11 protein-coding genes are annotated in these 13,903 nt (G+C 56.0%); all 11 read right to left on the minus strand.

The annotated features are described in order from the left end of the window. Positions 1-312 precede the first annotated feature (312 nt). Positions 313-852, minus strand: coding sequence for an OmpH family outer membrane protein (locus HMPREF1556_RS07015; protein WP_021667710.1), 540 nt, complete (start codon positions 850-852; stop codon positions 313-315). Between the two features lie 44 nt (positions 853-896). Continuing rightward, on the minus strand, positions 897-1,412 hold the full coding sequence (locus HMPREF1556_RS07020) for an OmpH family outer membrane protein (RefSeq protein WP_021667711.1): 516 nt from the start codon (positions 1,410-1,412) through the stop codon (positions 897-899). 62 nt (positions 1,413-1,474) lie between these two features. Further along, positions 1,475-4,204, minus strand: a complete 2,730-nt coding sequence (locus HMPREF1556_RS07025; RefSeq protein ID WP_021667712.1) for an outer membrane protein assembly factor — start codon at positions 4,202-4,204, stop codon at positions 1,475-1,477. A gap of 32 nt (positions 4,205-4,236) precedes the next feature. After that, a complete protein-coding gene (locus HMPREF1556_RS07030) occupies positions 4,237-4,998 on the minus strand; it encodes an isoprenyl transferase (RefSeq protein WP_021667713.1) in 762 nt (253 codons plus the stop codon). A gap of 71 nt (positions 4,999-5,069) precedes the next feature. Then, positions 5,070-5,765 carry a DUF6089 family protein gene (locus tag HMPREF1556_RS07035; RefSeq protein ID WP_021667714.1) on the minus strand — a complete coding sequence of 232 codons (696 nt, stop codon included), beginning with the start codon at positions 5,763-5,765 and terminating at the stop codon, positions 5,070-5,072. 27 nt (positions 5,766-5,792) lie between these two features. Next, positions 5,793-7,196: a DUF6242 domain-containing protein gene (locus HMPREF1556_RS07040; RefSeq protein ID WP_044125376.1), complete on the minus strand. Its 1,404-nt coding sequence runs from the start codon at positions 7,194-7,196 to the stop codon at positions 5,793-5,795. Positions 7,197-7,608: 412 nt separating this feature from the next. Then, positions 7,609-8,070: a hypothetical protein gene (locus HMPREF1556_RS07045; RefSeq protein ID WP_021667717.1), complete on the minus strand. Its 462-nt coding sequence runs from the start codon at positions 8,068-8,070 to the stop codon at positions 7,609-7,611. Positions 8,071-8,083: 13 nt separating this feature from the next. Further along, positions 8,084-8,491: a hypothetical protein gene (locus HMPREF1556_RS07050; protein WP_021667718.1), complete on the minus strand. Its 408-nt coding sequence runs from the start codon at positions 8,489-8,491 to the stop codon at positions 8,084-8,086. A 61-nt stretch (positions 8,492-8,552) separates the two neighbouring features. Continuing rightward, entirely contained in the window at positions 8,553-9,122 is a 570-nt protein-coding gene (locus tag HMPREF1556_RS07055; protein WP_021667719.1) for an RNA polymerase sigma factor, read from the minus strand. After that, a complete protein-coding gene (locus HMPREF1556_RS07060; RefSeq protein ID WP_021667720.1) occupies positions 9,119-11,680 on the minus strand; it encodes an AAA family ATPase in 2,562 nt (853 codons plus the stop codon). The genes HMPREF1556_RS07055 and HMPREF1556_RS07060 overlap by 4 nt, the downstream gene beginning before the upstream one ends. A 54-nt stretch (positions 11,681-11,734) precedes the next feature. Then, positions 11,735-13,591 (minus strand): ABC transporter ATP-binding protein, encoded by a 1,857-nt coding sequence (locus tag HMPREF1556_RS07065; RefSeq protein ID WP_021667721.1) that lies wholly within the window; start codon positions 13,589-13,591, stop codon positions 11,735-11,737. Positions 13,592-13,903: the final 312 nt, after the last annotated feature.

Below are 13,903 nucleotides of genomic sequence, written 5' to 3' on the forward strand. Positions count from 1 at the left end.
GGGGTCATAGGTTCGAATCCTATTGGGCCCACTTGAGTTTCCTTCAGCGAAGGAGCCGACTTCACAAAGCAAGCGCCCATCACTCCCCGAGAGTGATGGGCGTTTCTCCTTTTATACGGCGGTGAATTACAGCCAGTCGCTTCGGCGGTAGCAGGTGATCGCACGGGCTACTATGGCTCAGCGAATCACCACTTAGCAATTAGCCCCCGATCCTCTCGCTGAGGATCGGGGGCTAACTCTTATCTATCCGTGGCGAGCGGGGGGGTAGAGCGCTCCGTGATGGAGGCTCCTTGGCTCACCGCTCGGGGGAGATTACTTCTTAGCTCCGCTGGTGCGAGCAGGTGCAGCTGCAGGACGGATGCCAAGTACATCCTTGACAGCCTGCGTCAGGTCGAGAGCGGTGCTACCCATGGCCAGCATGACGCCCGACTCGAATACATAAGCACAGCCCTGAGCTTCGCAGACCTTGTTGATAGCGGTCGTGACCTTGGTGCGGATAGGCGCCATGAGCTTCTCCTGCTCCTTCTGGATCTCTTCCTGCATCATCTGATAGCTGTTCTGCGTACGGGCTTCCATCTCCTGGAGTTCCTGTTGGCGACGCTTCTTGATGACGTCCGTCATCGAGGCTTCTTCCTTCTGGTAGGCCTCGAGCTTAGTCTTCATCTCGTCCTGCATACGCTTGATCTCAGCGTCATACTGCTTAGCGAGGTCCTGGATCTTAGTCGTCGCAGCCTTGACATCAGGGAGTTCTTCCATGATAGCAGCAGTATTGACGACACCGATCTTCTGCTGAGCCTGAGCCGAGAAGGCGAGCGGGAGCATGAGCAGGAGGGAAATCAGAAACTTCTTCATTGTTGGTCTTCTATTACGTTTTATTAGGGTTGAATAATCTTTGGCTATCGACCACTGAGTCCTAGCATGGAGACGATCGACTCACTGACGTCTAGGGCGGGGTCGGCATATACGATCTTGGAGGAAGATCGGTCGATGATGAGCTGGAGACCACCACGACGAGCGAGCTCCTTCATAGCTGTCCAGACACGATCTTGTATGGGCTTCATAAGCGCTTCACGGCGCTTGAAGAGGTCGCCTTCAGGACCAAAGTACTTACGCTTGAGGTCGTAGGCCTGCTTCTCTAGGGCTACGATCGACTCTTCACGTGCTTTCTTCTGGTCGGCGGAGAGGAAAGCGGCTTCCCCCTGATAGGATTTGTAGGCCGTCTCGGCCTTCTTCTCGATCGAAGTTACTTCGTCTTGCCAGCGCTTGGAGAGGTCATCTATCTGGCGGGTCATCGCTGTATAGGCGGGGTCTTTCTTGAGGATGAACTCCATATCTACTAGGGCTACCTTCTGTGCTTCAGCTACTCCGAGGGGCAGTAGCAGGAGAGCCAGCAGGAAAAGGATCTTCTTCATAGGGCAAACTAATTAGGTGAGACTTTACTTCAACCCGTACTTCGGGGAGAAGGTTCCCGTCACTAGAGGTCGCGTCCGAGGACGAAGTGGATGTTGCTACCACCACGCTCGGAGTAGCCATTAGGACGGTCGAAGCCATATCCCCAGTCAAGACCGAGGAGACCGATCATAGGCATCATCACACGGACACCTATCCCGGCGGAGCGCTTCAGGTCGAAGGGGTTGTAGCGACTGATATCTGCCCAGGCATTACCCGCTTCAGCGAAGCCGAGTACCCATACGGTCGTCGACTGCTCGAAGATAAGCGGGTAGCGAAGTTCAAGAGAAGCCTTCATGTAGGAGTAAGCATAGTCGTAGTTTGCTCCAGCGATCGAGCCGTTCTTGTAGCCTCTCAGGCCGATGGTCTCATTCATATAGTTGCCGAATGAGCCAGACATCATGTCCCCCCCCATATAATACGTACCGAAGGGTGAACGCTTGTACTTGTTGTAGCTATTGATGATCCCCCCTTCGACGCGGGCCATGAGCACCGGTGTACGCTTCACCGTGGCGGGGTTCATCAGCGGAAGGAAGACCTTACCCGAATACTTCCACTTGTGATACTCGATGAATCGGTAGCGGTCTGCTATGGGAAGTGAGGGGTCGGAATAGTCCTTCTTGTCGAAGAGTGAATAGGGAGGCGTGAGACTTACCGAGAAGGAGAAGTCCGATCCACGACGAGTGTAGACAGGATTGTCCGTAGAGTTGCGGTCGATGCGCAGCTCAAGGTTGATGTCATTAGCGCTACCCTGGTGGAAGTTCTCAAACGTATTGTACGTCCAGTTATTGAGACGGTAGTGGGTGAAGTTGAGTGAAGCGGTGAGCTGGAACCAGTTATCGGGCCAGTTGAGACGGCGTCCGTTGGCGATGCTCATACCTATAATGCTCAGAGATTTGTCTGCATCGTACGAATCTTCATAGAGTGAAGAGCGTCCCTGTCCCGCCTGATCGTAGTAGTTGCCATAGCCACCGTAGCCCCCGTATCCGTAACCGCCGTAGTAGGGATTGTAGTAGCCCGAGCCGTAGTAGTTGCGAGCCTGCCCTGAGTAATAGCGCTGGTCGATGGCCGTCATACGTGAGTAGAAGGCGCTTACCGAAAGAAGGTTGGGGCGCTTACCACCGAACCAAGGGTCACTGAAGGATACGCTGATCTGATTGTAGTAGCGAGCATTTGTCTGCCCATTGATTGAGAGCTTCTGACCATCACCCTGTGGGATGATGCCCTTATACATACTCGGGCGGAAGAGATTTTGGATGGAGAAGTTCGTGAAGGTAAATCCGATGGATCCGATCAGCCCCGTCTGGCTCCAACCAATAGAGAGGTTGAGCTGGTCATTGCTCTTCGGCGTCAGGTCATACTCGATATCTACCGTCCCGCTCTGAGGATTGGGCACGGGCTTAGGTATAGACTTCTCAGCGTCGAAGTGGCCAAGCTGGTTGAGGATACGGAAGGAGTTCATCAGATCTTCCTTACTGAAGAGTACCCCTGGCTTGGTATAGAGCTCACGACGTACCACATCCTCGTAGACGATATCATTACCTCGGATGATGACCTTGTCGATGGTGGCCTGAGGACCTTCGGTCACTCGCACCTCGAGGGATACGGAGTCACCCTGGATATTGGTCTCGATCGGGTCGACGCCAGCGAAGATATAGCCGTTGTTGTAGTAGAGATTGCTCACAGCATCTTCGTCGATGGTCAAGCGATTCTCTAGACGCTTCTGGTCGTATACATCGCCCGGACGGATGGCAAGTAGCTGAGAGAGGATCTCGGATGAATACTTAGTATTCCCGACGAAACGGATATCCTTGATGTAGTACTTCTGACCTTCGTTGAGCTTCAGATAGATATCTACCTTGCGAGTACCTGGTACGGGCACGATACTATCGCTGACGAGCTCCGCATCACGGTATCCCGCCGCCTGGTATCTCTTGATGATATTCTGGAGGTCTTCCTTATAATCAGCGTCGACGAACTTCTTTTGCTTGAAGATCTTCAGCAGAGACGAGAGCGCACGTCCACGACCGAGGGAGAAGCCTTCATTCGTCTTGCCCATAGCCATACGTAGCTGGTAGTCGGTGAGCGAGCTATTCCCCTCGAAGAAGATATTACGCACCTTCGTCTTGCCACTACGATCGATGTCGAGTGTCAGGTTGACGTAGCCAGGTTGTCCTGGAGCTTCGGTCTCACGGATGGTCATCTTCATGTCACGGAAGCCCTTCTCGTCGTAGTATTTCTTGACGAGCTGGCGAGCACGATCAAGCGTATTGGGCGAGATCAGTGATCCCTTCCTCAGTCCAGTACGTTTCTCCAGCTCCTCACGATCGCCCTTCGACACGCCGGTGAACGTTGCTTCGGCGAGGCGAGGACGTTCAGTCAGGGCGATCTCTAGGTACACTTTGTCCCCGACATACTTGGAGACGAGGACCCGAACATTGGAGAAGTAGCCCGACTGCAGGAAGCGATTCACCGCCGAAGTCAGCGCAGGACCGGGGATCTGTATCTCATCTCCTTCGTTGAGTCCCGAGAGACTGCTCAGGACATAGTGGTCGTAGCTGGTCGATCCCGTGATCTTCACCTCGGCGATCGTCTTGGTGGTGGGATGCTCATAGCTCACAGTCGGGGCGATGACTACAGGCTCACTCGTCTTGATTGAGTCTACAGGGAGCTGTCGTAGTGTATGTGACTTGGCCTCTACTGAGCTTACCATCAGGAGCGAGGTAAGCAGTAGGAGTGCTGGGATTCTCTGCATAGGGTCTATTATCGTCGTGCTGGTCGGGGACGTTAGTCCTCCAGCTGTATTTGTTCGCTTGTCTTACCGAAGCGCCGTTCGCGTGCGGTGTAGGCCTTGATAGCATCCAGTAGCGCCTCTCGTCCAAAGTCAGGCCAGTAGATTGGAGAGAAGAATAGCTCGGCATATGCGGCTTGCCAGAGGAGGAAGTTACTGATGCGCTCCTCCCCACCTGTCCGTATCAGGAGGTCTGGATCAGGGAAATCGGCGGTGTCTAGATGACGTGAGATGACCTCTTCTTTCAGCTCATCGAGGGAGAGTTTACCTGAAGCTACTTCGCTGGCTATACGATGTGTAGCTCGGAGTAGCTCGTCACGAGAGGAGTAGCTGAGGGCGATGATGAGGGTGAGTCCCTTATTGTCTCGGGTCTTCTCTATGCTCTCACGGAGTGCTTGCTGGGCATTCTCGGGGAGTCTAGCGATATCGCCGATGGCTCGTATCCGTATGTCCTGCTTGTGGAGCTCGGGAGTCTCGGAGTGGATCGCAGATACTAGGAGGCTCATCAGCGCTTCGACTTCCTCCTGCGGACGAGACCAATTCTCGGAGCTAAAGGCATACACGGTGAGGAAGTGTATGCCGAATTCGACCGCCGCACGTAGCGTCTCCCGCAGAGCTTCCTGTCCCTGGATGTGTCCATCCGTGCGGGGAAGCCCACGTTGCTTTGCCCAGCGCCCGTTCCCATCCATGATGATCGCCACGTGCTCGGGTATTCGGAGCTCGGGCGACAGGTCAGCTAGGTGTGAAGGCGTCGTCATTGACACGTTTTCTTTCTTATACTATTTAGGGTATGTATGGGGCACTAGCCCTATACAAATATACTTATATCTTAGTTACAGCTATATCGCTGTCGGGGTGCTAGGCTATAGTGGAGTCCGATGGACCAATAGCCGTAGCTGTCGTGGTGCTTGATGCTCCCTCGCTGATCCAGTCCGAAGGGGTTGGCCATCCAAGAGGCGGGGCCCAATCCCTCGAGATGATCGGTGAAGGTACGGCGTAGTGTCCAGCTCGCCGATAGAGCCCAGCGGGGGCTTAGCCTGTACTTCATCCCCAGACGAGCGTATACGCCAGGGATGAGCTGTAGCTTGGAGTCGCTCACTCCACCTGCAAGTCCGAGCCCCGCACCGATGAAGGGCGTCCAAGATCTCGTACCCAAGTAGCGCTCCCTATCGCTGTAGGGGAAGAAATGAAATTCTCCTCCGAGGGCGATATCCGTCAGTGTACGGCTGAAGCTCAATGTACGGCCGTCCGATGGATAGGTATTCGAAGCGAAAGTACCTGATCCCCTTAGCCCACGGAGCGCTAGTTCGCTACTCAGTGTCCAGCGAAGAGATAGGACTCGTCTCAATTCTAACGCAATACCTAGGCTTTGTGGTGCGATGATCCCCTGTCGTCCCAGATCGCCGATGTAGTAGTTCGACGCCAGAGAGGCGCCGAACTCATACCGATATTCCTGCGCTTCGGCTCTCAGTAGCCCGAGATAGGAGCTGAGGAGAAGCGTAGCACTGAGGAGGAGCTGTCGCATCGGAGCTGAGGATCGCTAGGGATGGGGTTAGTCTTCGATGGTCTTCAGCCCGCCGAACTTCCCTACGAAGAGCTTGGCTGACTCGCCACTCGACTTCGCTCCACGAAGCAGATAGATCGTCTCTCCGTCTGCTGAGGGGAAGGCCTGCAGTGGATAGCCAGCGAAGTCGGTCAGTGTGAGACCGGAGAACGCCGTCGTGCGGGCAGACTCCCACGAGCGACCGTTGTCGCTGGAGATATAGAGCTCGAGCCCCTCTGTAGTAGAGGCGAAGCGGTAGATACGCTTCTGACTGGGCACATAGGCTAGAGTCTGAGCCGTGATAGCCTTTCCTTCTGTGATCTTCCCGCCGACGATCAGCCAGTCGTGGCCGTTGGTCGTGGACCAGAGGTTGGGACTTGCCTTCCCGCTAGCGGTGATCCCGCCTGCCAGATACAGGGCATTACCCTGATAGTTACCACCAGCGAGCTCGTAGCTTACGGTCTCTCCCGAGGAGGGGAAGGCGCCATCGGGCGCTTCGCCGATATGAGTCACCGAGCTAGATGCAATACCGTAGGTGAGGAAGGCCTTAGATCCGGCGGCGTTTGCACCGAGGAGGGTGAGCGAAGGGACGCCATCGATCTTGAGTCCACCGAGTATAAGGCTAGGCGAATAGTTGCCCGAGAGCGCCTTGGTAGCAAAGGTCACCCCTGAGCCTTCGTAGAGCTTCGAGGCACTTGTCGTAGCATAGAGCTTGCCTCCGTAGGAGATGACCGAGGTGAAACGCTCTCCTGCAGGGATACCTGTCAGAGAAGCATCCTGCCAAGAAGCCGTAGGACTGGCGAACGTGCTAGCAGCACTCGCCCCACTGGGCTTGACATAGTACATCGTACCACCGTCACCTGAGGTCATGACCGTGGAGAAGGCCGAGCTGAATGCAGGTAGTCCCGAGACCGATGCTTCGGACCAAGAGAAGGTATGTGGGTCTTCTCGGTAGCGCTTGAAGGTCACCTTGTAGGTGTAGCTCTGTAGCTGGCCGCTCCGGTCCTTGGTGCTGACACGTAGCTGTATGCCATGTAGGAGGGCATCACTCTTAAAGGTCTGCTTCTCTCCCGTCCACTTCGTCGTCTTACCATCGGCCGTGATCACCTCGATCTCGGCTCCCTGCGTGGCGCTCTTTATGCGAAGACTGAGGTCATAGCTCTTAGAGCTGTAGGGGAGTGCCTGTGGATTGTAGATCCGCCCCGTCTCAGTATTGCGGATGACAAAGGCAGCCTTAGCGAGGGCTTCCTTCATATCCTTGTCGGCTGTCGAGAGAGCGAAGCCTGTGATTTGGCTATTGTAGAGCTGGAAGTCCTCTAGTTCTACCTTCCTTTTGCTGTTACAGCTCGAGGTGCTGAGGACAAGAGCCAGGAGACCAAGGGCCACGGGGGCTATGGAGGTGATACGTCTCATGCTTATATCTATTGTGTTGAGCGAGCTCATCTTGATACTATGGGTGTCGGGCTACTTGATACGAAGCTTCAGGATACAAGAACCCAGCCTAACACTAGGGCACAAAGTTATAAAGAATCCCCTAAGTCAAGCCTCTCCACTGCAGAGTGTGTGCCTTAGGAGGAAAGGAAAAGGTTGACCCTACTCTTCGGTGGGGCCAACCTGGCTGTATGAATGGGGCGATCTCGCTACGGGAGAAGGCCGATGGAAGTGGCTGTATTGCCCGCTCTACTTACCTGTATTTGTCGGAGGATTTACGGGCACCTGTCGCCTTCTTCACCTGCGATCAGGCAGTGGATAGAAGTCCATCCGAGCGGAGCGCTCGTGTGGCGGAGGAGTGGACAGCATGACGGCTCCTCAGCGCCTTCAGTCGCTAGCGCTTGTGCCGAGCGAAGAAGCGACGGGCGAAATCCTTACAGACGAAGGGTAGGCGCACGAGTTTCTCACCCGATAGCACGGAGCGACAGCGCAGATAATAGGTACGCTCTAGTTCGGCTTCCTTCACGTGGAAGTCCAGTGTCTGCTCAAAGAGGGAATTTAGTTCCTCTGCCGTGAGCGTCTTATCCTTACGGTGGAAGCGGTTGGCCAGGTTCTTCGAGCCCATCCATAGGGCGAAGCGCTTATCGTCAAGCTCATTGAGGATGGGCATCAGGCCGTCGATCTCGGTCGTCGATAGGCTTAATTCCTTGATGAGGAAGGCACGCTTCTCCTGACGTACCTTGTCACGCATGGCGTTCTTAGCCTGCTCGGGAGTCGGTTTTTGCTTTTGAGGGTTCGTCGCCTCAGCGGAGACGAAGAGGGTCAGTGCAAGTAGAAGGTAGAGGAATCGCTTCATAGTAGGCTCGGAGTTAGTAGGAGGTTAGGGTGGCGATAGGGGAAGAAAGTGCGTCCTCTAGCTCGCTGTAGTAGGTCGAGTATCCTTCGGAGGCCGTCATGCGCTCACCATAATCGGCGTAGTAGTCCGTGTATTCGTCGTCGGAGCTCTGGGTCGTCTCCGTCTTAGCTACCTGCTGAGGAGCTGGGTCGGGATGGAAAGCTCGGAAGATAAGATTCATCGAGACGAACATCGCCGCAAGATAGACGATGGGCCGTAGGCGTATCCAGAGCTTGGGCTTGGCCACGGGGAGCGCTCCCTCGGGCTGAGACTCGGGGATCTGCGCCATGATGCGATCCTCCAGAGTATCGAAGTACCCGGAGGGGACACCGTAGTGTGCCTGGCTCTCTTCGGCTGATGGGAGATTCGGTTGCTTTTTCATATCGATTGAGAAGTCCTGTGATCGGAGCTTCGACACTGAGACAATTCGTTGGGGCGAAGGTTTATTTCTCTGCTTGGAGGAAGTCAGTGACTTTCTTCACTGCATGATGGTAGGAGGCTTTCAGCGAGCCCTCCGAGGTGCCAGTGAGGGCTGCCATCTGGTCGTAGGGCAATTCATCGTAGTAGCGTAAGCGGAAGACCAGCTGCTGCTTGGGTGGTAGACTGAGGATCGCTTGCTGTAGGCGCACCTCGGCGGCATCGGCATCGAAGTACTCATCTGCCGTAAGGCGCTCCAGGAGATAGAGCGAATCGCCCTCGTCGGACGGCGAGAGGAGGTGCTCTTCTTCGTGACGACGCTTCTTGAGGAAGTTCAGTGCTTCGTAGAGTGCGATACGATAGAGCCAGGTGGATACCTTAGCTTCGCCCCTGAATCCTTCGATCGCTTCCCACGCTTTGATGAAAACGTTTTGCACCAAGTCGTCCGCATCCTCGTGGATATAGACCATCCGACGGATCTGCCAATAGATTTGCTGGGAGTAGAGTCGTACGACGGTGGCGAAGGCTTCACGTCGGCGCCGAGGATCGGCTAGTGCATCCTGAAGCTCTTCTTCGGTGATCACGGGGCGAGTCATGAGTGGCTCTTCTTGCTCTTAGTGGATGTGGAGGCCTCGGGTGCCTGTACGGAGTAGGTCAGTTCGCCACGGGGCGAGAGCCCGACTTCCAGTGTCCCGCCGGGCAGTAGCTGTCCGTCGAGGATCAGCTCCACGCACTTGTCCTCGACGAGTTGCTGTAGGCGACGGCGCAGTGGTCGTGCCCCCATCGTGCGGTGGCTCTCATTGAGGGCGAGGTAGCGCTTAGCCTCGTCGGAGATGACGAGCTGGTAGAGCGAGCTGGATAGGCGATCGGCGATGGGACTAAGCTCCAGCTCAGTGATCTTCGTGAGTGATTCGTCGCTGAGACTATCGAAGGCGACAGTCTCATCTAGTCGTCCGAGGAACTCTGGACTGAAGGTACGCTCCAGCGCCTTACGGACAATACCCTCCCGTCGTACCGATTCATCTCGTTCCGTAGAGAAGCCTATGCCCCGAGCGAATGCCTTAGCTTCACGAGAACCTACATTGCTGGTCATGATGATGATCGTATTACGGAAGTCGACCGTATGCCCTTCTGTGTCGGTGAGTCGGCCGTCATCGAGGACCTGGAGTAATATATTGTAGATGTCGGGATGTGCCTTCTCGATCTCATCTAGCAGGACAAGGCGGTGGGGCTTCGTACGGACGGGCTCTGTGAGTTCCCCTCCTTCGCCGAAGCCTATATAGCCAGGAGGCGCCCCAATAAGGCGGGAGACGGCGAAGCGCTCGGAGAATTCGCTCATGTCGATACGTACCATGGCGTCTTCACTGCCGAAGAGCTCCTTGGCAAGCGCCTTTGCTAGATACGTCTTACCAACACCCGTAGGGCCGAGGAAGAGGAAAGAAGCGATGGGTCGCTGGCTATCCCTGAGGCCGAGACGTGCACGCTGTATGGCACGACTTACGGTATCGACAGCGTGATCCTGGCCGATGATGCGTCGCTTGAGCGCTGAGGGTAGTGCACGTAGACGCTCCAGCTCGGTGCGGTCTTCTATTTGGTCGAGGGGTATGTTGATGAGGCGGGAGAGACCCTTCAAGGTATCTGCTTGGGTCACTTGCATACGAGCGCCGATATTCTTGCCGTAGAAGAGGCGACCATTACGGCGTCGGGCTTCACCCCCTGCTGCATCGAGGAGCTCCGACAGGGCGAAGAGGCGAGGGAGATGTCCTAGGTAGCGCTCGGCTAGTGCCTGATGTTCGGCGAAGTCTTGCTGGAAGTTGACTCGGTAGAAATCAGCTATCTGCCCCCGACGCTTCCTATAAGCCTGCTCGAGACGTGCGCCAGAGAGGGGCTCAAGTGTATATCTCACGACAGAGCGAGCTACGCCTTCACTCCGCTCAATTGCCTGTGTGTAGCCCGAGGGAGTGGTCGTGCAGATGCACTGGAGTCCACGCTGCTCGAGCCCGAGGAGTAGGAGATCAAGGACGTCCATACCACCACCCCGATTGGAGCTCTTCAGTATATGGATGTCCTCGAGATAGAGGAGGGTCGTGGGGTATGCCTCTAGTTGCTCGAAGAGGGAATGTAGGAATTGCTCCGCTCCGCCCATCATCTGGCCCGAGACTAGAAGTCGGGTGAGGTTGAGCTGCAGAAGATTCGTGTAGCGGAAGCCTTGAGGAGGGAGGACTTGGTCGGGATAGCGCAGCTGTCTGGGCTGGTCTCCAGCGAGGCGCTCACGCTCTAGAGCACGGCTGAGTGCTAGGATAAGCTCCCGCTTCCCTGTATGTGCTTCGCCTACGATCGCCGGCGAGCAGCGTCGCTCACGAGCAAGGATCTGGAAGATACTTCCTATCTCTTCCTCATAGATATTGTCGGTCACAGCCTCCTGACTATAGAGCCCTCGATCATCGATAAGCTCTTGTCCGAACTCCTCGTAGGGGAAGCCTGCCTTGCGCTTGCCCTTCGAAGGAATCCCCTCCAGCATCTTGTCTACCTGCGCACCGATGGAGTCGGCGAGCTGGTTGAGTAGCTCTTCGTCGGGGATGTAGCGCCCATCTTTCCCCTGAGAGAAGGCTGCGATGGGGATGAAGTCACCGTTGAGCTGGACGGCTGCCCGACGTACCTGCGGGCGCTCCTTGCGGGGAGCAGAGCCCGAGGAAGAGCCCTCACGGAGGCGATCCATCTGTAGGAGCTGACCTACGTACTTGATCTCATCATCCTGCTCCTCTGTGATCCCATGTCGGGAGAGGAAGGTAGAGAGGAGGGAGTACGGACTGAAGATAAGACTATAGAGGATATACAGGGGACTGATGGCTGGAGCTCCGACGAAGGAAGAGATGCGAGCTGCCCGTGCTAGTACCTCATGTGCATCGATGCTGTAAGGCAGATGCCCCTCTGTCCGCCCTTCGGACGGACCCAGATGCTCCTCCAGATCCTGCAGTAGTTCGGGGATGGAGAGCTGTCTATTGGTGAGGAAGGTGATCGCTCTATTTGTCCCTTCCTTGAGGATACCCCACAGCAGGAGATCAGGGGTGAGTTCGGCTCGCCCCAACTCCTGTGCATGCTCGGTAGCTAGCTCTAGAGCACTGCGGAAGGTGTCAGTATAGTTGTATTTCATGCCGGGTCTATCGTGGCTTGCTTGGAGGGGGGTAGGGGAGGGGAAGGTGCTCTACTAAGCCTTCATCTGGATAGCGTGGAGCTTGGCGTAGTGTCCGCCGAGGGCAAGGAGCTCCTCGTGGGTACCCTGCTCGACGATACGCCCACCATCGACGACGCAGATCACGTCGGCGTGGATGATCGTGGAGAGGCGGTGGGCGATGACGATGGTCGTGCGGCCCGACATGAGGTGATCCAGGGCGTTCTGCACGAGACGTTCGCTCTTCGTGTCCAGGGCGGAGGTAGCTTCGTCGAGGATGAGTATAGGAGGGTTCTTGAAGACTGCACGGGCGATCGATAGACGCTGGCGCTGACCTCCCGAGAGTTTGCCCCCTCGGTCTCCGATATTCGACTGGTAGCCATGGGGCATCTCCCGTATGAACTCGTCGGCATGAGCTACCTCGGCAGCACGGCGGACAGCCTCGGCGTCAGCGCCATCGACCCCGAAGGCGATGTTGTCGAAGACCGAGGCATTGAAGAGGATCGGCTCTTGGTTGACATTACCCATGAGCCGGCGTAGGTCGGAGACGGCTACCTCACGGATATCCGTCCCGTCGATGGTGATGCGCCCCTCGACGACATCGTAGAAGCGAGGGATGAGGTCTACTAGGGTGGTCTTCCCCGAGCCTGAGTGTCCTACCAGAGCGACGGTCTGTCCCTTGCGGATCGTGAGGTTCACATCCCTCAGTACCCACTCGTCGGCATAGCGGAAGGATACGTGCTCCAGAGCGATCGAATCCTTGAAGCTGATGGGCTTAGGCTGCACTGGGTCGACGATGGTACTCTCGGCCTGAAGGATGCGGTCGACACGCTCCATCGAGCCCATACCCCTACGGATGGCGTAGGCGCCCTTACTGAGCTCCTTCAGTGGATTGATCAGGCTGTAGAAGATCACCAGATAGTAGATGAAGGTCGAAGCCGTGATGCTACTCTCCTGATTGAGGATCAGCGAGCCCCCGTACCAGAGGACGATGGCTATGGTGGTGGTACCTAGGAGTTCGCTCACGGGATGAGCTAGGAGCTGTCGGCGACTCACACCCATGACGGTGTGGCGATACTCCTCATTCGACTGGACGAAGCGCCTGTCGACGAACTCTTCGGCGGTGAAGGCCTTGACGATGCGAAGCCCCCCGAGGGTCTCCTCGACTTGGCTAATGAGCTGCCCCCACTGGTTCTGTGCCTCGAGGCTGGTGCGCTTGAGGCTCTTGCCCACACGCCCCATGATGAAGCCCGCCAGAGGCAGTACTAGGAGGACAAAGATCGTGAGTTGCCAGCTGATCAGGAGCATCGACCCCAGGTAGACGAAGATGAGGATGGGATTCTTCAGCAGGAGGTCGAGCGAACTCATCACAGAGTTCTCCACCTCGCCGACGTCTCCCGTGATACGTGCCAGCACATCGCCCTTGCGCTCTTCGCTGAAGAAGCCTAGAGGGAGGGCAAGGATCTTGCGGTTCAGTTGGTTGCGTAGGTCTCGTACGACGCCCGTGCGGATAGGGATGAGGAAGAAGCCACCGAGGTAGGTAGCTCCTACCTTCAGTAGGGTCATTAGGACTAAGTAGATGCCGAGGATGATCAGCGTGAAGGACGCTCCCTTCGTCTCGATCATGCTGGAGACGAGGTAGCCGAAGTTATTCGTCACGACATGCGTCACCTCCGACCAACCCGCCCGAGAAGTGAGGTCGAGCGAACTAAAAGGGATATAGGTCGTGACTCGCTCCTCGATCTGGAAGAGGATGTTGAGGATCGGCATCACGAGGGAGAAGGCCACTAGATTCAGCAGAGCGCTGAGGATGTTGAAGACCACTGACAGGCTCAGATAGCCCTTGTAGTAAGGGGCTATGAAGCGGCGGATCAACATGAATATATCTTTCATCTACTTGTCTGGGGTGCCTTGAGCTCGCTCTGGAGGGCTTCCCACCAGAGGCCTCTAAGGCAAATTCGTCTATTACAATTATTATATCAAAGATACGACATTAGCTTGACCTCTGAGTTCGAGCTGGCGTGTGGGTCGTGAGAAAGGCTTCTGAGGGAGGGGAAGGAGCGGGAAAAGTGGTGCTTCGGAGTGCTCCCGTTCGAAGTGTTGACTTTGCGCTTGTGGAGCGGGATCTACGGCCCTTTTTGAGCGTACTCTTGGGAGGGGGCAAAAGGACCCTACGGTAGGTCGGTCGACCGACCTACCGTGGGT

Origin of the sequence: Porphyromonas sp. oral taxon 278 str. W7784 (assembly GCF_000467855.2) — a bacterium.
Lineage (GTDB): Bacteria > Bacteroidota > Bacteroidia > Bacteroidales > Porphyromonadaceae > Porphyromonas.